This is a genomic window from Streptomyces durhamensis, from assembly GCF_000725475.1.
In the GTDB taxonomy this organism is placed as follows: Bacteria; Actinomycetota; Actinomycetes; order Streptomycetales; family Streptomycetaceae; genus Streptomyces; species Streptomyces filipinensis.
The window spans coordinates 216,067-235,892 of sequence record NZ_JNXR01000006.1; the positions used below are offsets into that span (position 1 = coordinate 216,067).

23 protein-coding genes are annotated in these 19,826 nt (G+C 72.6%); 8 read left to right on the forward strand and 15 right to left on the reverse strand.

The features are described 5' to 3' along the window. The first annotated feature begins 104 nt into the window (after positions 1 to 104). Positions 105 to 551: a hypothetical protein gene (locus tag IO33_RS0110480; protein WP_031162920.1), complete on the forward strand. Its 447-nt coding sequence runs from the start codon at positions 105 to 107 to the stop codon at positions 549 to 551. Between the two features lies 1 nt (position 552). Here the strand turns inward: IO33_RS0110480 and IO33_RS0110485 are convergent, their stop codons facing one another. Then, positions 553 to 894, reverse strand: a complete 342-nt coding sequence (locus IO33_RS0110485) for a hypothetical protein (protein ID WP_031162929.1) — start codon at positions 892 to 894, stop codon at positions 553 to 555. A gap of 445 nt (positions 895 to 1,339) precedes the next feature. Continuing rightward, complete coding sequence (locus IO33_RS0110490) at positions 1,340 to 2,182, reverse strand: helix-turn-helix transcriptional regulator (RefSeq protein WP_051926585.1); 843 nt, start codon at positions 2,180 to 2,182, stop codon at positions 1,340 to 1,342. 148 nt (positions 2,183 to 2,330) lie between these two features. Between IO33_RS0110490 and IO33_RS0110495 the strand changes: the two genes are divergently transcribed. Beyond that, the gene (locus IO33_RS0110495) at positions 2,331 to 3,068 is read left to right on the forward strand and encodes an SDR family oxidoreductase (RefSeq protein WP_031162933.1); all 738 of its coding nucleotides are present in this window, start codon (positions 2,331 to 2,333) and stop codon (positions 3,066 to 3,068) included. Between the two features lie 195 nt (positions 3,069 to 3,263). On the opposite strand, the gene IO33_RS0110500 is transcribed toward IO33_RS0110495, so the two are convergent. Further along, the gene (locus IO33_RS0110500; RefSeq protein WP_031162935.1) at positions 3,264 to 4,145 is read right to left on the reverse strand and encodes an NAD(P)-dependent oxidoreductase; all 882 of its coding nucleotides are present in this window, start codon (positions 4,143 to 4,145) and stop codon (positions 3,264 to 3,266) included. Positions 4,146 to 4,241: 96 nt separating this feature from the next. Between IO33_RS0110500 and IO33_RS0110505 the strand changes: the two genes are divergently transcribed. The 3 genes from IO33_RS0110505 (at position 4,242) to IO33_RS0110515 (ending at position 5,624) form a co-directional block, all read left to right on the forward strand. Next, positions 4,242 to 4,631: a winged helix-turn-helix transcriptional regulator gene (locus IO33_RS0110505; protein WP_051926608.1), complete on the forward strand. Its 390-nt coding sequence runs from the start codon at positions 4,242 to 4,244 to the stop codon at positions 4,629 to 4,631. Positions 4,632 to 4,802: 171 nt separating this feature from the next. Then, on the forward strand, positions 4,803 to 5,153 hold the full coding sequence (locus IO33_RS0110510; RefSeq protein ID WP_031162939.1) for a VOC family protein: 351 nt from the start codon (positions 4,803 to 4,805) through the stop codon (positions 5,151 to 5,153). A 72-nt stretch (positions 5,154 to 5,225) separates the two neighbouring features. Then, on the forward strand, positions 5,226 to 5,624 hold the full coding sequence (locus IO33_RS0110515; RefSeq protein WP_031162941.1) for a MarR family winged helix-turn-helix transcriptional regulator: 399 nt from the start codon (positions 5,226 to 5,228) through the stop codon (positions 5,622 to 5,624). Here IO33_RS0110515 and pqqB read toward each other — a convergent pair. The 9 genes from pqqB to IO33_RS0110560 form a co-directional block, all read right to left on the reverse strand. Beyond that, entirely contained in the window at positions 5,621 to 6,511 is an 891-nt protein-coding gene (gene pqqB / locus IO33_RS0110520) for a pyrroloquinoline quinone biosynthesis protein PqqB (protein WP_031162943.1), read from the reverse strand. The two genes, IO33_RS0110515 and pqqB, sit on opposite strands and share 4 nt — an antisense overlap. A 67-nt stretch (positions 6,512 to 6,578) precedes the next feature. Next, the gene (locus IO33_RS0110525) at positions 6,579 to 7,703 is read right to left on the reverse strand and encodes a hypothetical protein (protein WP_051926587.1); all 1,125 of its coding nucleotides are present in this window, start codon (positions 7,701 to 7,703) and stop codon (positions 6,579 to 6,581) included. A gap of 47 nt (positions 7,704 to 7,750) precedes the next feature. Next, positions 7,751 to 8,149 carry an SseB family protein gene (locus IO33_RS0110530; protein ID WP_031162948.1) on the reverse strand — a complete coding sequence of 133 codons (399 nt, stop codon included), beginning with the start codon at positions 8,147 to 8,149 and terminating at the stop codon, positions 7,751 to 7,753. A 177-nt stretch (positions 8,150 to 8,326) separates the two neighbouring features. Further along, on the reverse strand, positions 8,327 to 9,034 hold the full coding sequence (locus tag IO33_RS0110535; RefSeq protein WP_031162950.1) for a GntR family transcriptional regulator: 708 nt from the start codon (positions 9,032 to 9,034) through the stop codon (positions 8,327 to 8,329). Then, positions 9,031 to 9,582, reverse strand: coding sequence for a cysteine hydrolase family protein (locus IO33_RS0110540; protein ID WP_031162952.1), 552 nt, complete (start codon positions 9,580 to 9,582; stop codon positions 9,031 to 9,033). The genes IO33_RS0110535 and IO33_RS0110540 overlap by 4 nt, the downstream gene beginning before the upstream one ends. Continuing rightward, complete coding sequence (locus IO33_RS0110545) at positions 9,579 to 11,093, reverse strand: purine-cytosine permease family protein (protein ID WP_037685183.1); 1,515 nt, start codon at positions 11,091 to 11,093, stop codon at positions 9,579 to 9,581. Before IO33_RS0110545 ends, IO33_RS0110540 begins: the two co-directional genes overlap by 4 nt. 108 nt (positions 11,094 to 11,201) lie before the next feature. After that, positions 11,202 to 11,525, reverse strand: a complete 324-nt coding sequence (locus IO33_RS0110550; RefSeq protein WP_031162958.1) for a DUF2795 domain-containing protein — start codon at positions 11,523 to 11,525, stop codon at positions 11,202 to 11,204. Positions 11,526 to 11,535: 10 nt separating this feature from the next. Beyond that, positions 11,536 to 11,688, reverse strand: a complete 153-nt coding sequence (locus IO33_RS51115) for a hypothetical protein (protein ID WP_167349444.1) — start codon at positions 11,686 to 11,688, stop codon at positions 11,536 to 11,538. A gap of 133 nt (positions 11,689 to 11,821) precedes the next feature. Then, the gene (locus tag IO33_RS0110560; protein WP_031162961.1) at positions 11,822 to 13,054 is read right to left on the reverse strand and encodes an MFS transporter; all 1,233 of its coding nucleotides are present in this window, start codon (positions 13,052 to 13,054) and stop codon (positions 11,822 to 11,824) included. A gap of 54 nt (positions 13,055 to 13,108) precedes the next feature. Between IO33_RS0110560 and IO33_RS0110565 the strand changes: the two genes are divergently transcribed. Further along, the gene (locus IO33_RS0110565; RefSeq protein ID WP_037685212.1) at positions 13,109 to 13,870 is read left to right on the forward strand and encodes an AraC family transcriptional regulator; all 762 of its coding nucleotides are present in this window, start codon (positions 13,109 to 13,111) and stop codon (positions 13,868 to 13,870) included. Between the two features lie 111 nt (positions 13,871 to 13,981). After that, complete coding sequence (locus IO33_RS0110570; RefSeq protein ID WP_031162966.1) at positions 13,982 to 15,064, forward strand: NAD(+)/NADH kinase; 1,083 nt, start codon at positions 13,982 to 13,984, stop codon at positions 15,062 to 15,064. Between the two features lie 59 nt (positions 15,065 to 15,123). Here the strand turns inward: IO33_RS0110570 and IO33_RS0110575 are convergent, their stop codons facing one another. Next, on the reverse strand, positions 15,124 to 16,122 hold the full coding sequence (locus IO33_RS0110575; protein ID WP_245235747.1) for a hypothetical protein: 999 nt from the start codon (positions 16,120 to 16,122) through the stop codon (positions 15,124 to 15,126). 225 nt (positions 16,123 to 16,347) lie between these two features. Further along, positions 16,348 to 16,869 (reverse strand): peptide-methionine (S)-S-oxide reductase MsrA, encoded by a 522-nt coding sequence (msrA, locus tag IO33_RS0110580; protein WP_031162970.1) that lies wholly within the window; start codon positions 16,867 to 16,869, stop codon positions 16,348 to 16,350. Between the two features lie 231 nt (positions 16,870 to 17,100). Between msrA and IO33_RS0110585 the strand changes: the two genes are divergently transcribed. Continuing rightward, positions 17,101 to 18,813 carry a carbohydrate binding domain-containing protein gene (locus IO33_RS0110585; protein WP_031162973.1) on the forward strand — a complete coding sequence of 571 codons (1,713 nt, stop codon included), beginning with the start codon at positions 17,101 to 17,103 and terminating at the stop codon, positions 18,811 to 18,813. A 103-nt stretch (positions 18,814 to 18,916) separates the two neighbouring features. Here IO33_RS0110585 and IO33_RS0110590 read toward each other — a convergent pair whose 3' ends face one another. After that, a complete protein-coding gene (locus IO33_RS0110590; protein ID WP_031162975.1) occupies positions 18,917 to 19,729 on the reverse strand; it encodes a TetR/AcrR family transcriptional regulator in 813 nt (270 codons plus the stop codon). Between the last annotated feature and the right edge of the window lie 97 nt (positions 19,730 to 19,826).

Genomic DNA, 19,826 nt, shown 5'->3' on the forward strand with positions numbered 1-19,826 from the left:
CGGGGACGGCTGCCGTCCGGCTGGAGACGGGCCGGTGGCGCACTGCTGGTCGCCGCGGCCGTAACCTACGACTCCGCACGTTCTGGATGAGGGGTCTGTTCCGGATGAGGAGATGGCTGGAGGGGCTGTTCGGAAGGGGGCGGCCCCGCACCGTGGCCGCGTCCGTCCCGGGGGCCCCGGTGTGGGCCGAGCCGGAGATCCCCGATGAGGAACGGGCCGTCCTGCTGGTCGGCATCCTTGACGACCCGATGGCTCGCGAGGACGAGAAATACGACGCGGCGGGCTGTCTGGAGTTCCTCTCCGGTCCGTTCGTCGAGTCGGGCCTGGCCCGGATCATCCGCGCCGAGGGCTTCACGAGCGTGCTGGCCCAGCACTGCGCGGAGTCCCTCGGCGGGATCTGGGCCAGGACCGGTGAGGTGGACCCCGCCTTCATGGCGGAGCTGCGGGGGCCGGCGAAGGACGAGGTCTTCGGCATCCTCGGCATCCGCGCCCCGCGCCTGCTCCCCCCTCCCGGCGCCGGGAGGGGGGAGCAGGCGCCGGGAGGGGTGTGAGCTACTTGCCGAGGACGAGGGTGTTGTCGCACCCGAGGCGGGAGCCGACGTTGGTGGTCTGCTGGCCGGGTGAGCCCTTGCCGTTGGGCTGATTGCCCTCCCGGCCGTTCTCGAACCCGGACTCACCCTGTACGTCGACGTTCTCTTCGGCCACCGTGCATGAGGTGCTCTGGTTGATGAGGACTGTCTCGCTCTCTCGACCCTGGTGTCCCTTCGCGTGCGAGTGCCCGTTTTTGTGCCCGTGCCCGTGTCCCTGCCCGTGGGCGTAGGCGGTGCCGGTGCCGAGGAAGCCGACGGTGGCGAGAAGGGCGGCCACGACGGCGGTCTTGCGAGGCTTGCGCATGTCTTCTCCGAGCGTTGAAGCGGATGCGTACGCGATCCACCACGTCATAAGGTGACGAGAGGTTAAGTCGCACATGTCCGAGATCTGCTCGTCGGCACGCCGGATCGTCTGATCAACGAGCACGGGCGCCGGCCCGGCGTTCGGCACCAACTCCCTTGTGCGGTCAGGGCATCGCGAGGTGGAACGCGGGCTCAGGCGCTCCGCGCAGAACCACCCGTGTGGCCGCGCCGCGAGCGCGGGGCGGCGTGGGCTGTTCGGCGCTGTACCGGGAACACCGGGGAGACTCCCGTGCATTGTCGACGAGTTCCTCCCACGACGGCGAGCGATCGTGCCTGCCGGCTCCTGCAGACCCGTACGTGAACCTCTCGGCCGTGTATGACGGGCCGACGATCACACTTACGCCCTGATCGGGTCGAGCCGTACTTCGCCGTCCGGCGCGAGGGCATCATGGTCGGACTCGCCGAGCAGTTCGGCTGAGGACCGCCTGAGGGGCCGTGGCTGACTCCCGGCTGTCGGAGTAGATCACCAGTGTCTGTTCCGGTTGTTCGGCCAGATGGAACGCGGTGTAGGCGAAGTCGACGATCCGACGTCCCGGGAGCCGTATCCGCTTCCGTCCGCCGCGCCGGGCCTGCACGTCGTACTGCGGCCACCAGGCACGCACTTCAGGGCTGCCCGCGTTCAGTTCGTCGATCAGCCGGGTGTACCGGGGGTCGCCCGGGTGGCGTCCGGCAAGTGTCCTCAGCCGGGCGAGCAGGCCGCGTGCCTCGGTCTCCCAGTCGACCAGAACGTCCCGGGCGACGGGTTCGAGGAACACCCAGCGGGCGAAGTTGGCTTGCCCGTCCGCCGCGTTGAGGCGCGGGAACAGGTCGTCGGCCGCCTGGTTGTGGCCGAGCACGTCGTAGTTTCCGCCGATGATGTACGCCGGATGCGGCTGGAGCAGGAGCGGGACGGCTGCCACATCGGCGGCGAGGGACTCCGGTTCTTCGGGTTCGGCCGCAGGTGCGCGCCCGGCGAGCCGGAAGAGATGACCGCGCTCGTGCCGGTCCAACTGCAGTGCCGAGGCTAGGGCGTCGAGCACCTGGTCCGAGGCGCGGACGTCCCGGCCCTGCTCGAGGTACGTGTACCAGGTGGCGCTGATGCAGGCGAGCAGCGCGAGTTCTTCCCGGCGCAGGCCCGGTGTCCGTCGTCGGCCGGTGTGCGGCAGCCCCACTTGGTCAGGGGTGATCCGCTCTCTGCGGCTGCGTAGGAAGGCGCCCAGCTCGCGGCGCTGATCGGGCGGTGAGGGCATGCTGGATGGTATCTCCGGTTCCAGAATAACCGCGTTCTGGATACCGGGCTGAAGACCTCACAGACTGTCCTCCGAGTGGGAGTTGCGGCTCTCCCCGGTGACCTGTGGGCCCCGGCTACCGGTACTTCAGGAAGCAGAGGAAGACAACGTGTCCGGAATCGACGGCAAGGTCGTGGCGATCACCGGAGCCAGCAGCGGTATCGGCGAGGCGACCGCACTGCTGCTGGCCGGGCGAGGCGCGCGGCTCGTCCTGGGTGCGCGCCGGTTCGAGCGCCTCGCGAACTTGGTGGCGCGGATCGAGAGCGCGGGTGGCACGGCCGTGCAGACCCGCACGGACGTGACCCGGCGGGACGACCTGCATGCCCTGGTCGCACTGGCCGGCGAGCGATTCGGCCGGCTCGACGTGTTGGTCAGCAATGCCGGGGTGGGCACGATCTCGCCTCTGGACGATCTACGGGTCGACGAGTGGGACCAGATGGTCGATGTCAACGTCAAGGGCGTGCTGCATGGAATCGGCGCGGCGTTGCCGGTCTTCCGGGCCCAGGGCACAGGCCACTTCATCACCATCGCCTCCACCGCCGCATTGCGCGTCGTGCCGGCCATGGCGGTCTACGCCGGCACGAAGTTCGCGGTCCGCGCCATCTGCGAAGGCCTGCGCCAGGAAGCCGGTGACTCCCTGCGGGTGACCACCGTCTCGCCCGGCGCCGTAGCCACCGACTTCGCCGAGGCATCAACGAATCCGCAGGTCCGAGCGCAGATCACGGAAATGCGCGACCGGGTCGCGATCCCGCCGGAGGCGATCGCCCACGCCGTCGCCTTCGCCATCGAGCAGCCCCCGACCGTCGACGTCAACGAGATCGTCGTCCGGCCCACCGCCCAGAACTGACCTGACCGCCGGCCCCGAGTCGATCGCCTGGAGCAGCTACGTCGACCTCCTCGCCTGCGGCCTCCACCTCCCCCTCGGAAGCGCGCTTCGGGATGTGCCTGGGCCTGGTGCCCGAAGGCCTACGTCCACGCCGAACCGCAGAAGAAGTCGGCACGGGACCTGAAGGAGGAGCTGCGCAGGTCGGGGACGGTCCCGTCAGTGCGCCAGCAGCTCGATCAGGCCCGTCAGGCTCTCGTCGCCGCCACCCTCGGCCAGGCGGCGGCGCATCAGCTCGAAGTAGGGGTTGAGCAGTTCCGCGCTGACGCCCTGCTCCTCGGCGGTCCTCAGGAAGGTCGGCGTGCCGGCCACCTGCATGGCGAGACGGGAGACGACACCCCTGGTGTAGTCACCGGTCCGCAGCTGGTCGGCGGTCTGGTGAACCGCCGGGGCCATCGCGACGAGCCAGTCGGCGAGCAGCGGAGCGAGCGTCGCGGGGTCGATGCCTTCCTTGCGGATCAGGGCGAAGGCGTGCGCGGTCCCGGCGAACATCCCGTACATGGCGCTGAGCAGGGCCACGTCGTACAGGGCTGCGAAACCGGCGTCCTCGCCGACGTAGGTGGTGCCGGCCGGGACGCCCAGCGTGTCCTGGTGCCGTTCGAGCAGTTCTCGCGAGCCGCTGTAGAAGACGTAACCGCCGGCCCCTGGGGCACCGATCATCGGAGGGACGGCCATGATCCCGCCGTCCAGGTAGCGGGCGCCACGGTCGCGGGCCCACGCGGCGCGGACGCGGGCCTGGGCAGGGGTACTGGTGGTCAGGTTGACCACGTCCCGGCCGGCCAGGTCGGTGCCGGCCAGCGCCTCGCCGACCGAGGCGTCGTCCAACAGACAGACGATGACGAGGGTGTTCGCCGCCACCGCCTCAGCGGCGCTGTCCGCGACGCTCGCACCCTCGGCGGCGAGCGCGGCCGCGCGGGCCGGCGTGCGGTTCCAGACGGTGAGCGGGTGGCCGGCGGCAAGCCAGGTGCGGGCCAGCGCGCTGCCCATCGCGCCGAGGCCCAGCAGTGTGACGGAGGTCTTCTCAACGGTGTTGTGTGTCATGCCGATTAGGCTGGCCACAGGCCCGCAGGTGATCAAGTACGCACTTCGGAGTGGGTGGTTACCTCGGGGTGAGCGAGCACGTCAGAAGGGGTGGGCATGACGACGCTGAACCGGCCGGGCGCACCAGACGGACACGTCTGCGGGATCGACACCGCGATGGAGGTGATCGGCGGCAGGTGGAAGGTGTTGATTCTCTGGGCGCTTCAGGAGTACCCGCACCGTCGCTTCGGCGAGCTGCGCCGGCTGCTTCCGGGGATCACCGAGAAGGTGCTGGCCTCTCATCTGCGCGAGATGGAATCGGACGGCGTCGTGCGCCGCGTCGCCTATGACGAGGTGCCGCCCCGCGTCGAGTACTCGCTCACCGAGGACGGCACGCGCCTCAACACCGCTCTCCAGCCGCTGGCTTCCTGGGGACGCGAGCGGAGGGCCGCCCCAGGCCCCGCATCGCCCTCTGCGTCTGTCTCTACGCCCGCTCCGCCGGGGTAGTGGGGCGAGCCGTCCTGTCCTGGGGTGCACGGCCATCAAGGAGCTGAGCGGACAGGGCCCGCCCTCCCTCAAGCGGTCAGGATCGGAGAAGCCATGGCAGGCTCCCCGGCCCTAGCGTGAAGAGCACCGGCAAACGACCCGCCGGGCCACGTACCTCAGAAGGAGAGTCCCATGACCGCCGGCCTGCAGACGATCATCTACCCCGTCAAGGACAAGGACCGGGCCAAGGCCCTGTTCACCGTCCTGCTGGGCGTCGAGCCGTATGTCGACGAGGCCTACTACGTCGGTTTCAAGGCCGAGGGGCAGGACGTCGGCCTCGACCCGCACGGGCATGCCCAGGGCCTGACCGGTCCGGTGCCGTTCTGGCACGTCACCGACCTCAGGGAGCGGCTCGCGGGCCTGCTGGAGGCGGGTGCCGAGGTCGTCCAGGACGTGCGGGACGTCGGCAACGGCCGGCTGATCGCCTCCGTGAAGGACGCCGACGGCAACCTTGTCGGCCTCCTTCAGGACCCGGCCGCCTGAGGCGGGGCCGCGCAGCACACCCGCACTAGTTGCACACTCAACGATTGGCTGGATCGGTGCTACGGTGCGGGTATGGCAGTCAAGACGGCCGAAGCCCGGCTCGAGGAACGGTGGCGGGACATCCTCGCGGTGCACGCACACACGATGTGCGAGATCGACCGGGCTCTGCACCCGCACGGGCTGGGCGCGAGCGACTTCGAGGTGCTGGACATCCTGGCTGCCGAGTCGCCCGCGCAGGGCGACCAGTGCCGGGTGCAGAACCTGGTCGGCCGCGTCCATCTCAGCCAGAGCGCGCTGTCCCGGCTGATCGGCCGGCTGGAGAAGGACGGGCTGGTGGAGCGCTCGGTGTGCGCGGAGGACCGGCGCGGGGTGTGGGTGGCGCTCACCTCCAGGGGCCGCGCCCTGCACGCCGAGGTGCTGCCCCTGCAGCGTGCCGTGCTGGAGCGCATGCTGACCGGGCAGGAACGCTAGAGCACCAGCTCCGCACCGTCGGGCAGGACCTCCACGCCCTCCTCGGCGACCCGCGCGCGTGCCGCCGACGCCGGGTCGAGGAGCGGGTTCGTGTTGTTGAGGTGGGTGTAGATACGGCGTGCGCCGGGATGCCGGGCCAGGCCGGCGAGCGAGCCGTCCGGGCCCGTGACGGGCAGGTGCCCCATGGCGGCCTGCCCGGCGCCGGACCGCACCGCCGTGCCCATCTCGTCGGACGCGAAGAAGGTGCCGTCCAGCAGGACGCAGTCGGCCTGGGCGCACAGCTCCTCCAGCGCCGGACTCCAGGCCCCCGCACACGGCGCGTACACCAGCACTCCCCCGCTGGCCAGGTCCTCGACACGGTACGCCGTCACCCACGGGCCGGCCGGGTCCGGCGTCGGCGCCGGCACGTACTTCGGGATCTTCATGCCCACCGGATGGGCCGTGACGACCAGCCCGCCGGCCAGCACGAACCCACCGTCGGCCAGGCTGTCCGCCCACTCCCAGCGGGCGTAGCGGTCCAGGGCGGCGCGCGCGGGCGCCAGGACGGCACGGACCGGCGGGGCGGCGTAGACCTTCAGATCCGCCGCCCCGCGCAGCTCGGACAGGCCGGTGACGTGGTCGGCCTCCGCGTCGGTGAGCAGGACACCGCGCAGCGGGGTGTCCCGGGGGCCGGGGCCGGGCCACAGCGCCGGTGTGGCGGTGAGCTGGGCGCGCAGGTCCGGCGAGGCGTTCAGCAGCCACCAGTCGCGGCCGTTGCCGGTGACGGCGGCGCACTCCTGCGTACGGGAGGGCAGCCTGCCGTCCCGGGCGGCGGCGCACAGCGCGCAGGCGCAGTTCCACTGCGGGAAGCCGCCCCCGGCGGCGGTGCCCAGCAGGACGACCCTCACGACCATCGGCTCCTTCGCACGCGTACGGATACGTCTCCGGTGGGACCTTCCCGTCTCGGGCCGGGGACTACCCAGTGGCAGGAGGAAGTTCCGGCCGTCCTTCGCCGGACGGGTCGACCGGGCGCCGGTCGGCGGGGCGCAGCGGCGGGATCGGGCCGCCGGGGAAGTCCCGGGGGCCGGTCCACAGCGCGGGTACGGCGTCACAGCGGCGGCACAGCTCGTAGGCGATCGCCTCGTAGTTGACCCGCCAGCCCCGGAAGTGCGGCCAGGCCTCCTCCGGCGGGCGCTCGGCCCGGAACCCGGCCGCCTCCAGCATCGCCACGGCCGCGTCGAACTCCGCGAAGGTGAGCCGGATGGAGGCGTCCGGCGACGGGTCGGCGTCGAAGGGGATGCGCAGGGCACGGGCGATGTCGCGCAGGGCCGTGAATCCGGCCCGCAGCACCAGCCGGGCCTCGGGCGGGGCGAGCCGTGGCTCCAGGGCGAGGTGTGTCGCGGCCGCGTCCATCACGGCGACGAGCCCGACCAGCCAGCTGCGGTGCGGGCGCGGGGAACGGAAGGTCAGCAGGACAGGGTACGTCGAGTGGCTCTCGCCCATGTCCGAGGCGAGCCGCTCCCAGGCGCGGTAGAGGGCCGGCAGTGCGGTCTCGGTGTCGACCAGCCACTGCCGGGCGAGGATCTCCGGCCCCCACGCGGGCTCGCCGGCCCGCGCCTGCAGCAGGGTGACCTCCAGTTCGCGGCGGTTGTAGGCGGCGTACAGGGTGGGCAGGTAGGCGATCTGCAGGGCGATCAGGACCGGTCCGGTGGCCGCGGCGACGAAGTCCAGCACCGACAGTTTCAGCCGGGCGCCGCCGGCGAAGCCGAGCGTGAACAGGCTGGACCCCGCTTCCCGGAAGGCGTTGGTCCAGGACAGCGGGGACAGCGCGTACAGCAGGAGGCCGAAGCCCAGCAGCGCCCCGGCGAGCCAGGCGGTGAGCATGCCGATGAGCATCAGCGGGGCGAGCCAGGTCTGGGCGCGGTCGATCGCGGCGTAGTCCTGGCGGACGGCGATGAGCCGCAGGAGCCGGCGCAGCGTCCACCAGAGCCGGAACACCAGCGCGGAGTACAGGCCTCGCGGTACCACCAGCGTGCGGAGGATGCTGCTGAGGACCAGTACGAGGATGACGGCTCCGGCCGCGCCGGAGATGTATTCCATGGGCCCATTTTCGCGCCCGAGGGAGTGGGCGCCCTACGGGCCGCTTGTCATCGGGCCAGCAGCGTGCGGACCCCCTGCGACGTGAGGGTCAGGGCGTGGGTGGAGTTGCCGTCGATGGCCAGCGAGAGATCCTCCTCGGGCCATTGGGAGGCCAGGGCGCCCAGCGGTATGAGGCGGTAGCGGGAGACGAACGGCAGCAGTTCGGCCATCTCGCCCTCGGTGGTGAACACCGGGACGACCGGGTCTCCTCCGGGCTGTTCGAGGACGGGCAGGGCCACGCTCGTGGCGTCGGCGCCCTCTCCGTCGATCGCGTCGTCCGGGACGGGGACGAGTACGTCGCTGTGGGCGAGGACGTCCAGCGCGGCCTGGTCCTCGGCATTCGTGGCCAGCGCGTCCAGCGCCTGCTGGGCCGGCGTCGGCAGGTCGTCGTGTGCGGGTGTCTCCATGGCAGATCCCCAGGTAGCGGCGGTGGTACGGGCCACCCGGGGCGGTTGCGCACCGGGCGTGCTCCCGCCTCGCGTACCCGGTGGGCGACGGGGCATGCGCGAGGATCGACGGCAGGTCCGGTGGGGGCCCTGGGGCCCGGGGCGATCCGGGGGAACCACAACCGGCAGCGGTGCGGGTCAGCCGTAGGTGAGGGTCAGCTGGAAGTGGCCGGGGTCGAGGAGGCTGACGGCGTGCTCGACGAAGGAGCCGTCGGCCGCCCGGCTCGTCCGCCGTGTCTGCAGGAACCAGTCCCCCGGCGTGCGCCGCAGCAGCTCCGCCTCCCAGGTGTCGAGGGGCCGCCCGCAGACCCGCTGCTCCCCGTGGTCGGGCCGCAGCCCCGCCCGCAGCAGCAGTTCCGTGAGCGCCTCCTGGCCGAGGCCGCGGGCGGGCAGTTCGCGGATCAGGGGCAGCGGCGGCAGGAAGCTGCGCTCGTACGACACCACGGTGCCGTCCGCGACCAGTTCCCGGGTGCGCTCCACGCACACGAAGGCGTCCTTCTCCAGGCCGAGTTCCACGGCAAGGGCGGCATCGCGCGTCTCGTGCACGCCGAGGGTCCGCACGGTGGTGTCCGCGCCCCGCGGGCCCAGGGCCCGGGCCCAGCCGGACCCCTCGTCCAGCGGGCGGCCGTCGTAGCGGACGTAGGAGCCCTTGCCGGTGCGGGTGGTGATCAGGCCTTCCCGGGACAGTTCGGCGAGGGCCGCGCGGACGGTCGTACGGCTGACGCCGAACCGCTGGGCCAGGGTGTGTTCGCCGGGCAGCCGCTCGCCCGCCGGGCGGCTGCCGCCGCGGATCTCCCGGGCGAGGATCCGGCTGATCCGCTGGTGCTTGAGCGGGACGCCGGTCACGGTCCGGGCTCCGCGAGCAGATCGTCGACGGTGGTGACCCGGATCAGCGGCCGGTACAGCTCCATGATCTGCAGGGCCTTGAGGTGGGAGTCGTCGTCCACGCCGGCGCAGGCGTCCGCGACCACCAGGACCTCGGTGCCGGCGTCGGCGGCGGCCAGGGCGGTGGACAGCACACAGCAGTCGGTGCTGACACCGGCCAGGACCAGGCGTTCTCCGGGGCCGACGCGGGCAGCGAGCTGCGGGGTCCACTTGCCGAGGGTGGTGGCCGTCACGACATGGCCGGCCAGCTCGGCGAACTCCTCGGACAGCTGCCAGAGTTCGGAGTCCGGGGGCTGGAGGGCGAAGGCCCACTGCGCGTAGTAGGCGCGCCAGGCGCCGGTGGGTTCGCGGGGGGCCTGGAAGCGGGTGAAGGTGACGCGGTCGGCGAAGGCCGGCAGCAGGCTGCGGACGCCCGCCACCGCGTCGGCGTACCGGGGGGTGGCCCAGGGGCTCACCGGGTCGGCGAAGACGCGCTGCATGTCGATGACGGCGAGGTGTCCGGCGGTCATGCGTTGAGCACCCCCTCGTCGGTGACCGGGCTGGGCGCCTGTGCCTCCTGGGCGCGCACCCGGCCCCGGCCGAACAGCAGGGTGCCGGCGAAGGCCAGGGCCAGCGCTGCCAGGACACCCAGGTTGGCGTACGCCCAGGCGCCGGTCTTGCCGCCGAGGCCGAACGGACCGAGCAGGTAGCCCTGCCAGGTGAGCCAGCTCGCGGCGGTGTTGGTGACCAGGCCCCAGCCGACGGCCGTGGCGGCGAGGGTGAGCAGCAGGGGCGGCAGGGGGATGTCGCCGTACCGGCCGTGCGGGCGGTAGAGGTCGCCGTCGTCGTAGTCGCGGCGGCGCAGGGCGAGGTCGGCGAGCATGATGCCGCACCAGGCGGCGATCGGGACACCGAGCGTGGTGAGGAAGCCCATGAACTGGCCGAGGAAGTCGTCGGCGAAGAAGACGATGTAGACCGCGCCGGCGATCATCAGGACGCCGTCGAAGAGCGCGGCCAGGTATCGGGGGACGCGCAGGCCGGCGGAGAGCAGGGCCAGGCCCGAGGAGTAGATGTCGAGGACGGCGCCGCCGACCAGGCCGAGTACGGCGACCACCGCGAACGGCACCAGGAACCAGGTGGGCAGGATCGTCGTCAGCGCGCCGATCGGATCGGCCGCGACGGCCTTGCTCAGGCTCGGGGAGGAACCGGCCAGCAGCAGGCCGAAGACCAGCAGGAGCAGCGGGGCCGCGGAGGCGCCGAAGGTGGTCCAGCCGATCACACCGCGGCTGGAGGAACTCCGGGGCAGATAGCGGGAGTAGTCGGCGGCGGCGTTGACCCAGCCGAGGCCGAAGCCGGTCATCATGAACACCAGCGCGCCGACGAACTCCTGCGCGGAACCGGCCCGGACGGCGCTGACGGTGTGCCAGTCGACGTGGTCGACGACGAGGGCGACGTAGACGAGCGTGAGGACGCCCGTGACCACGGTGATGACCGTCTGCAGCCGCATGATCAGGTCGAAGCCCATGACGCCGCCGACGACGGTCAGCGCGGCCACCACGAGGAGGGCGACCACCTCGGTCTGTGTGCCGCCGCCCCAGCCGAGGCGGCTGAAGACGGTGGCGGTGGCCAGCGTGGCGAGCGCGGTGAGGACGGTCTCCCAGCCGACGGTGAGCATCCAGGAGATCAGGGACGGCAGGCGGTTGCCGCGCACTCCGTAGGCCGCCCGGCTGAGGACCATGGTGGGCGCGGAGCCGCGTTTTCCGGCGACCGCGACGAACCCGCACAGCAGGAAGGAGACGACGATGCCGAGCACGCCGGCGGTGAGGGCCTGCCAGAAGGAGATGCCGAAGCCGAGCGCGAAGGCGCCGTAGCTGAGTCCGAGCACGGAGACGTTGGCCCCGAACCAGGGCCAGAACAGCGTGCGTGGGGTGCCCTTGCGGTCCGCGTCCCCGATCACGTCGAGCCCGTGTGTCTCCACCTGTATCGGGCGGGCGGGGGATCTTCCGCCGGTGCTTGTGAGCGGGTCCTGCGGGTCCGTCATCGCCGAGCCACCTGTCCTACCTGTCCAGACGTGTCTGGTCCCGCACGCTAGGCCGGGGCGCCAGGGGCGTCAAGGGACGGCGGGGCGGTGCGGGTCGCAGGCGTCGGCTCAGCGGTCGAACTCCTCATGGATCGGTGTCTTCGGCTCCTCCCACAGATGCTGGGCGAGGCCGGGCTTGCCGCCCTTGCGCGCCCGTACCGCGCGTGGAGCGGCGGTGCGGCCGGGCTCCGGGCCCGGGTCCACCCGGACCGACCTCGCCACCTCGTCACGGCCCGCGTACCGCTCGGCGGGGATCCCGCGCAGGGCCCTGACCACCTCGTCCGACGCGCCCGCCGCACGCGCGGCCGTGACCAGGCGCTCCCTGTCGGCCGGGTACGACACGTCCTTCAGCGCGGCCAGCACCTCGGGGACGCTGGTGTGTGCCGTGATCATGACTCCTCCCTCACTCGTCGCTCTGGTCGGCGTCGCCGTCCGCGGTCTCGTCCGCGGTGTCCGGCCCCTCCGCCTGGGACGGAGTCGTGCGCGGCGGCTGCTCCGCCTGCGCGTCGCCCGTCTCCCGCTCACCCTCCGCCTGGGAGGGCGTGGACTCGCTCATCGGACCTCCCTCACGCGTGCGCGCCTGCTGCGAAGCCTTCGAGTACCCGTCGGCCCGGTGGCCCATGACCGGGGGGATCCGTGCATCCGCCGGCCCGGCCCGAGCGGCCGGCGCGGACGGACGCCGCGGCGGCTCACCGGGAGGTCATGGGGCGGGTCTCCTCTCCCTTGCCGGCCTCCCTCCCGGCCCCGGTTTCGGTTTCGGCCGCCGGCGCTCCGCTGGGCGGCCGGGGAGGGCCCGGCTCGGACAGGGTGCGCAGCAGCAGCCAGCTCAGCGCGGGCATGAGGACGAGCGGGGCGAGGGCGGTACGCAGGGAGGTGGCGTCGGCGAGCCGGCCGATGAGCGGGCTCGCGAGACCGCCGACGCTGACGGCCAGACCGAGGGTGATGCCGGAGGCCGTGCCGACCCGGGAGGGCAGGTAGTCCTGGCCGAGGGTGACCTGCAGGGAGAACGGCACGTACAGGCCGGCGGACGTGAGCGCCACGCACGCGTACAGAGCGGGACCCGGGACGAACACCACGCCCGCGACCGCCACGACCGACACCAGGCAGGACCAGCGGCACACCGTGACCCGGTCCCACCGCTCCGCCAGCGCGCCGCCCAGCACGGAGCCGACCGCGCCGCCGAGGTAGAGAACGAACAGCGTGACGGTGCCGGAGGCCCGGCTCCCTCCCAGGCGTTGCGCGGCGTACAGGGAGAGGAAGGAGCTCAGCCCGATGAACACGACCGAGCGGCACATCACGGCCAGCGACAGCTTCACGAACGACGCCGTGTCGTCGGCCTCGGCCGCCGGCGTCGCACCGGCCCGGACGCGGGGACTTCGTTCCCGTGCGCGCAGCACGACCACGCACAGCGCGGTCCCGGCCAGCGCCGGCAGCACCAGCAACGGCGTCCGGCGCAGCCCGCCCGTGCCCACGACGGCGGCGACCAGGAGCGGGGCCAGGGCGAAGCCCACGTTGCCGCCGAGCGAGAACCAGCCCATGGCGCTGTGCGCGCCCGCGGCCGCCTGCCGCGCGACCCGGGCGGACTCGGGGTGGTAGGCGGCCACCCCGATCCCGGACAGCGCCGCGCACCCCAGGGTGAGGACGTAGGCGCCGGCCAGCCCGCTCAGCGCGATGCCGACACCGGCCAGGAGCGTACTGACCGGGAGCAGCCAGGGAACGGCCCGGCGGTCGGTGAGGGCGCCGAAGAACGGCTGTGCCACGGACGACAGCAGGGAGGCCGCCAGGACGACACCCGAGGCAGCGGCGTAGCCGTATCCGCGCTCGGCGACCAGAAAGGGGATCAGGGACGCGACGGCGCCCTGGTAGACGTCGACGCAGGCGTGTCCGGCGGACAGAAGAGTGATCGATGTGTTCCTTCGCACCCTGTCATGCTCGGGTCCGGCCGGGTTGTCGTACTTCCGATAACCTGCCGGCTGATGACGGAAATCCGCCATCAGCCGACGGCTCCGACGCGCATCCGCCGGCTGGCGTCCCGCGCGGCGATCGAGGCCCACCGGCACGACGACCATCAGATCGTCTACGCGGGCCGCGGAGTGGTGGCCGTCACCACCGACGCAGGTTCCTGGGTCGCGCCCGCGACCCGGGCCATCTGGGTGCCGGCCGGCACGGTGCACGCGCACGAGGCGCACGGCGAGCTGGAACTGCACCTGGTGGGGCTGCCGACTGCCGAGAACCCGCTGGGCCTGCACACGCCGACCGTGCTCGCCGTGGGCCCCCTGCTGCGCGAGCTGATCATCGCGTACACCCGCTCACCGGACGACGACAGTCCCCGGCGGGCCCGGCTGCGCGCGGTGTTGCTCGACCAGTTGGAGGCCTCGCCCCAGCGGCCTCTGCACCTGCCCACGCCCTCCTCGGCCGTGCTGCGCGCGCTGTGCGACCTGCTGCGTGCCGATCCGGCCGACGGCCGTACCCTCGCGGAACTGGGCCGCGAGGTCGGGGCGAGCGACCGTACGCTGTCGCGGCTGTTCCGCCAGGACCTCGGCATGACGTTCCCGCAGTGGCGCACGCAGTTGCGACTGCACCACGCGCTGGTGCTGCTGGCCGACCGGACGCCGGTGACCACGGTGGCGCACCGGTGCGGCTGGGCCTCGGCCAGCGCGTTCATCGACGTCTTCCGCCGCGCCTTCGGCCACACGCCGGGCTTGCGTCCGAAGGACGGCGACGGCCCGGTCGGCTGACGCCGCGCGGAGGTCCAGGATCCCGGCGACGGGCGCCCGCGTGGCGCGTGCCGCGTGGCGGCGGTTCGCGGGCGAGGATGGCGCGGGGGCGCAGCCGGCTGGGAGGCGGATATGACGGTGAACCGGATCGGCCTGGTGGTGCACGGCGGCCGTGCCGAGGCCGTGGCCGCCGCACGGACGGTCCGCGCGTGGTGCGCGGAGCACGCTGTGGGGTGCGCCGACATCGACGTGTGGCAGGAGGGGGCGCGGCACAGCGCCCGGGAGGAGGTCGACGCGGCGGACGATCCGGACCTCATCGTCACCCTCGGCGGCGACGGCACGTTCCTGCGCGGGGCCCGGCTGGCGGCCGAGAACGACGCCCTGGTCCTCGGCGTCGACCTCGGCAGGGTCGGCTTCCTGACCGAGGTCCCGGCCTCGGCGGTGCGCGCGGCGCTGGACGCGGTCCGGGCCGAGCGGATCACCGTCGAGAGCCGGATGCTCCTCACCCTGCGGGCCTCGTGCCGGCTGGAGGTGCCCGCGCAGATGGAGGCGCTGCTGCGGTACGGCCGCGGGCCGATGCTGCCGCCGCCCCGGGTGCGCAGGGAGTGCGTGACGGGTGACGACTGGGGCGTCGCGCTGAACGTCACGGCGCTGAACGACGTCGTCGTGGAGAAGCTCGCCCGGGACCGGCAGGTGTCGGTCGGTGTCTATCTGGCGGGGCGGCTCCTGGCCTCCTACTCCGCGGACGCGCTGCTGGTGGCCACGCCCACGGGCTCCACGGCGTACAGCTTCGCCGCCGGCGGCCCGGTGGTCTCGCCACGCGCGGAGGGCCTGGTGTTCACGCCCGTCGCCCCGCACATGGTGTTCAACCGCTCGGTCGTCGCCGCCCCCGACGAGCCCATCGCGCTGCGGATCCTCGAACGGTCGGGCCAGGCCGCCGTGAGCATCGACGGCCAGCTGCGCGGTGTGCTGAGCCCCGGAGACTGGATCGGCGTGTACGCCGCGCCGCGCCGGCTGAAGGCGGTCCGGCTGGGGCCGGTGGACTTCTACGGCCGTCTGCGTGAGCGCATGAACCTCACCGACGCGCCGGCCGCGCTCGCCGACGGTCAGGCCGCTCCCCTGTGGCCGGTCACCACGCCTCCGCCGGGCGACCTGGCCCACCTGGCGCTGCCTCCGGCTCCGGAGGACACGGCGCGGCCGGCCGGGAGTGCGTAGGTGCGCGCGCCTCTTGGGTGCCATGGGCGTCCGGGGGCGCTTGGGGCGCCGTGATCAGGTCATGGACGTCCGTCCCGGGCGCGCGTGTCACCGGCGGCCCCGGACGCCGTGGCAGAGCCGGGGGTCCGGACGAGTGCCGGCAGCATCACCGCGCCCGCCGCCACGGCGACGGCGTGCAGTGCGGCCGCGAGGGCGAGGTGGTCCGGCAGGGCCGTGTCGGCGGGGTGGGTCAGCGCCGCGTGGAGGACGAACGGGAGTCTCCAGCCGCTCCACGCGCACAGCGACCCCGTCCCCAGCCAGCCGAGCGTCAAGGGGATCCAGCGGGGCAGCCGGGCGGGCCGGCCGCGGCCGACCGCCCAGGTGGCGGCCGAGGCGATGAACGCCCACAGCCCCCACACACCGCTCAACAGGCGCTCGCGGGAACCCTGTTGGCCCGGATACGGGACACCGGCCGTACCGCCGAGCGCCCAGTAGACCCAGACCGCTGCGACCACCGCACCGGCGACCACCGCCCACCGCACGGGGCGTGCAAGACCGCCGCTCGCGTCGCCCAGCCGGCCGGCGAACACGCCGGGCCGGCGCCGCCGGAGGTGGGCGGGCAGCGCGACGGCCAGGCACAGTCCCATGCCCACGAAGCTGGTCTGGATCAGCGCGGCCTCCCAGCCTGGCATGACCGGGCCGCCGTCGCCGCGGGGCGACGGCGCGCCGGCCGAGGGCCCCAGCAGGGAGTCCAGGACGGCGTACGGCAGCAGGGGGACGAGGAAGCCCGTGCCCACCCAGGCGACACCCGCGACGCACAGCACCGGCAGTCGCAGGCCCCAGGGCCGTACCAGGGCGAGGGCCAGGGCGATTCCGAGGCCGGCCATGCCGAGGGTCACGGTGTTGAGCGCGATCCACCCGGCCAGACCGAAGCCGTCACCGATCGGCAGTGCCCCGGCGAGCGCGCCGGCCACCCATGAGCTCTTGATCAGCGCGTACGGCGTCATCACCGCCGCCGCTCCGTACGCCGCCAGCCGCCCCAGCCGGTCGAAGCGGTCCCACGAGTCCAGCCGGTCCACCGAGTTCCCCCTGCCGTCACCGGCAACGGGCCGTCCGCGTCCCGCTGCCTCCGGTGACCCACACTCGTCGCCGGCCGCGGCGGTCACATCGTGCGCCGGTGGGATCACCCTCCCCCGTCCGGCGGAGACAGGGCGCTCCCGCAAGCTGGTCGGGCCGTGGGACGGGGCGAGCCGGCCCGGGCCGGATGCGTGCCGGGAAACCCGGGAACGGTCCGCGCGTATCCGTCAGCCGGTCGTGGACGAGCCGCGCCGCGGCAGTTTCCAGTTCGGTCGCGGGAAGTGGCAGGTGTAGCCGTTGGGATAGCGCTCCAGGTAGTCCTGGTGCTCGGGTTCGGCCTCCCAGAAGTCGCCCACGGGCTCCACCTCGGTGACCACCTTCCCCGGCCACAGCCCGCTCGCCTCGACGTCCGCGATCGTGTCGACGGCGACGCGGTGCTGCTCCTCGTCGCCGTAGAAGACGGCGGACCGGTAGCTGCGTCCGATGTCGTTGCCCTGGCGGTCCCTGGTGGTCGGGTCGTGGATCTGGAAGAAGAACTCCAGGACGTCGCGGTAGCTCGTGACCGTGGGATCGAAGAGGATCTCGATGGCCTCGGCGTGGTCGCCGTGGTTGCGGTACGTGGCGTTCGGTGTGTCGCCACCGCTGTAGCCGACGCGCGTGGACACCACGCCCGGCTGTTTCCGGATCAGATCCTGCATGCCCCAGAAACAACCGCCTGCGAGTACGGCCCGCTCGGTTTCCACGGTCATCGGTCACTCCTGACGCTCGGGCCCGGCACCACTGTCGACATGCCGGTTCACACGGTCACCCAGCCTAATACCGGCCGCGAACAGCCAACGGACGAAATCCACAGGGACTTAGTTGGTCTAGTCCTCTTGACGGGGTCACACCCCGGCTGTTTGGTATGTACCAACGCTCGGCCCTCTGCACGGCACCACCCCACCACTCCCCATGAGGGGCACCCCGAAAGGGGAAATGTCATGCACCTGGCAAGGTTGAGATCCGCGGCTTCCACGTGCGCGCTCGCACTCGCGACCACCGGCGCGGTGGTCGCCGTCGCACCCGCCGGCAGCGCGGCGGCTGCGAGCAGCGTCTACTCCGTGGCCCCTTACGTCGACATGTCGAACGGTCAGGAAGGGCTGCTCGACACCGCCCTCACCGCACACCGCCTCAAGGCCTACACCGCCGCCTTCGTCCTCGGCGAAGGCTGCACCCAGATCTGGGGCGACACCCTCCCCGTCGGCAACGACCCCTACACCGACCCCGAGATCGCCAGGGCGAAGTCCGAGGGTGCCTCCGTCATCCTGTCCTCCGGCGGGGCGAGCGGCGAGCCGCTCGCCTGGACGTGCTCCACGCAGAGCAGCATCGACGCCGGATACCAGGCCCTCGTCGACGACTACGGCGTGACCCAGCTCGACTTCGACGTCGAAGGCGCCGCCGTCGCCGACACGGCGGCCGCGGCCCGCCAGATGCGGGCGATGAAGGACCTCAAGGCGTCCGACCCGGGCCTGCGGTTCTCCATGACCCTGCCCGTGCTGCCGAGCGGACTGACCAACGACGGCGTCAACATCCTCAAGGCCGCGAAGAACGCGGGCATCCAGATCGACGTGGTCAACATCATGGCCATGGACTACTACGCCGGGACCGGTACCGAAATGGGGCAGGCCGCGGTCTCCGCCGCCAAGGCCACGCTGGCCCAGATGCAGTCCGTGGACTCCGGCTACACCTACGCCAGCCTCGGGATCACCCCGATGATCGGCAAGAACGACGACGGTTCCACCTTCACCCTGGCGGATGCCCGCACGGTGGAGAGCTTCGCCGAGCAGAACGGGGTCGGGCGCCTGGCGTTCTGGTCGGTCAACCGGGACCAGCCGTGCAGCGGAAGCGCCAACTCGCTGCCCACGTGCAGCGAGATCAGCCAGAGCAGCCTCGCGTTCACGGACGCTTTCGTCCCCTACGAGGGCGGTTCCGGCGGCGGGGGCGGAGGCACGGCCAGCGACTTCTCCCTGGCCCTGAAACCCGGCTCCGCGTCCGTCGCCCAGGGCGGTTCCGCGACCGCTGCCGTCTCCACGGCCGTCACCTCCGGCAGCGCCGAATCCATCGGCCTCTCCGCCTCCGGGGCGCCCTTCGGTGTCGGCGTCTCCTTCAGCCCGGGCTCCGTCACATCCGGCGGGACCGCGACGCTGACGGCCACGGCCGGCCCGTCCGTGGCCCCCGGCACCTATCCGATCACCATCACCGGCACCGCCGCGAGCGGCAGCCACAGCGCGACCTACACCCTCACCGTCACCGCCGGCGGAAGCGGGGGCGGGGGCTCGCTGACCAACGCCGGCTTCGAGACCGGCGGTCCGAACCCCTGGACCTGCACGGGTGGCAGCACGGTGGTCGCCGGACCGGCCCACACCGGCGGCCACTCCCTCCTGGTCACCCCGAGCTCCAGCGGTACCGGCGAATGCGACCAGACCGTCGCCCTGTCCCCCCACCACAGCTACACGCTCACCGGCTGGGTCCAGGGCCCCTACGCCTACATCGGGGTCGGCGGCGGCGCCACCGCCGCCTCGTGGTCCAGCCGCACGGACTGGAACCAGCTGACCGTCGCCTTCACCACCGGCGACAGCGGGACCGTGACGGTGTACGTCCACGGGTGGTACGGCCAGGACGACGTCCGCGCCGACGACTTCGCTCTCGGCTAGATCGGTCACCCCGCCGCACGCACAGCCCGCCGCCTCGCCCGGGGCAGCGGGCCACGTGCGTCGCGCGGCCGGCGTACGGCGACGGGGCGGTGGGCGCGGGAGATCAGGTGGGGTCCGGAGCCGGGCGGGCGTCCCCGGCCCCGCCGGCCGCCCCGGGGCCGGGCAGGTAGCTCGCCAGGCCGCGCAGGATGATCTCCACACCGGTGTCGAACCTCTCGTCGGACGAGTCCGACACGATCAGCCCGGCCAGGGCGCGCAGATGGGGGAATTCCGCGGCGGGCAGGGACGCGAAGTACTCCCGCATCTCGTCGGCCATCCCGGACCAGTCGGGGCGGGCCAGGGAGGAACCGTCGCCGCCGTGCCGAGCCGCCCGGTCCTGCCACATCCCCTCCTCCAGGACGAACCCGTCGATGTATGTGGAGATGAGGTCGCCGGCCTCCGCGGCGATACGGTCGGGCAGCCCGGCGGTGCGGAAGATGGCGAGCAACGCCTCGACGTGCGGCAGCAGTTCCGCGGTGAAGGGGACGTGGGCCATGGCGATCCGGGCCATGTCCCGGTGGGACAGCAGGCGCCGGCGTCCGGCGCGGGCGTAGTCCCGCACCTGCTCGCGCCACCGCTCCGGGTCGGGTTCGGGCAGTGCGAAGCCGTCGAAGAGCCGGGTGTACATCAGCTCCAGAAGGTCGTCCTTGGAGCTGACGTACGCGTAGAGGGCGGAGACGGTGACCCCGAGCTCGGCCGCGACCTGGCGCATCGACAGCCCGTCGAGCCCCTGACGGTCCAGCACGGTGAAGGCGGCCTCGACGACCCGTTCCCGCGACAGCGGTGGGCGGGACGGGGTCACGTGGGTGCGCGCGCGGCGCTCGCGCTCCCAGGGGGACGGAGCGGGCGTGGGGGTCTCGGCGGCCTCGTCGGTCATGAGGGCCAGTCTATGCGGCGGGAGAACACTGTTCTCCTGCGGTGAGCGGCGTTCAGGGGACACGCGATATATCTTGTCTCGGCGCGAGGGTTGCGCT

Coding starts and splice junctions, on each gene's coding strand:
- IO33_RS0110545 (WP_037685183.1), bottom strand. CDS start 11,093: ATGACGGACCCGCAGGACCCGCTCACAAGCACCGGCGGAAGATCCCCC.
- IO33_RS0110525 (WP_051926587.1), bottom strand. CDS start 7,703: ATGGAATACATCTCCGGCGCGGCCGGAGCCGTCATCCTCGTACTGGTC.
- IO33_RS0110540 (WP_031162952.1), bottom strand. CDS start 9,582: ATGACCGCCGGACACCTCGCCGTCATCGACATGCAGCGCGTCTTCGCC.
- IO33_RS0110505 (WP_051926608.1), top strand. CDS start 4,242: ATGACGACGCTGAACCGGCCGGGCGCACCAGACGGACACGTCTGCGGG.
- IO33_RS0110485 (WP_031162929.1), bottom strand. CDS start 894: ATGCGCAAGCCTCGCAAGACCGCCGTCGTGGCCGCCCTTCTCGCCACC.
- IO33_RS51115 (WP_167349444.1), bottom strand. CDS start 11,688: ATGAGCGAGTCCACGCCCTCCCAGGCGGAGGGTGAGCGGGAGACGGGC.
- IO33_RS0110480 (WP_031162920.1), top strand. CDS start 105: ATGAGGAGATGGCTGGAGGGGCTGTTCGGAAGGGGGCGGCCCCGCACC.
- IO33_RS0110500 (WP_031162935.1), bottom strand. CDS start 4,145: ATGACACACAACACCGTTGAGAAGACCTCCGTCACACTGCTGGGCCTC.
- IO33_RS0110530 (WP_031162948.1), bottom strand. CDS start 8,149: ATGGAGACACCCGCACACGACGACCTGCCGACGCCGGCCCAGCAGGCG.
- msrA (WP_031162970.1), bottom strand. CDS start 16,869: ATGACCGTGGAAACCGAGCGGGCCGTACTCGCAGGCGGTTGTTTCTGG.
- IO33_RS0110565 (WP_037685212.1), top strand. CDS start 13,109: ATGACGGAAATCCGCCATCAGCCGACGGCTCCGACGCGCATCCGCCGG.
- IO33_RS0110510 (WP_031162939.1), top strand. CDS start 4,803: ATGACCGCCGGCCTGCAGACGATCATCTACCCCGTCAAGGACAAGGAC.
- IO33_RS0110515 (WP_031162941.1), top strand. CDS start 5,226: ATGGCAGTCAAGACGGCCGAAGCCCGGCTCGAGGAACGGTGGCGGGAC.
- IO33_RS0110590 (WP_031162975.1), bottom strand. CDS start 19,729: ATGACCGACGAGGCCGCCGAGACCCCCACGCCCGCTCCGTCCCCCTGG.
- IO33_RS0110550 (WP_031162958.1), bottom strand. CDS start 11,525: ATGATCACGGCACACACCAGCGTCCCCGAGGTGCTGGCCGCGCTGAAG.
- IO33_RS0110570 (WP_031162966.1), top strand. CDS start 13,982: ATGACGGTGAACCGGATCGGCCTGGTGGTGCACGGCGGCCGTGCCGAG.
- IO33_RS0110585 (WP_031162973.1), top strand. CDS start 17,101: ATGCACCTGGCAAGGTTGAGATCCGCGGCTTCCACGTGCGCGCTCGCA.
- IO33_RS0110490 (WP_051926585.1), bottom strand. CDS start 2,182: ATGCCCTCACCGCCCGATCAGCGCCGCGAGCTGGGCGCCTTCCTACGC.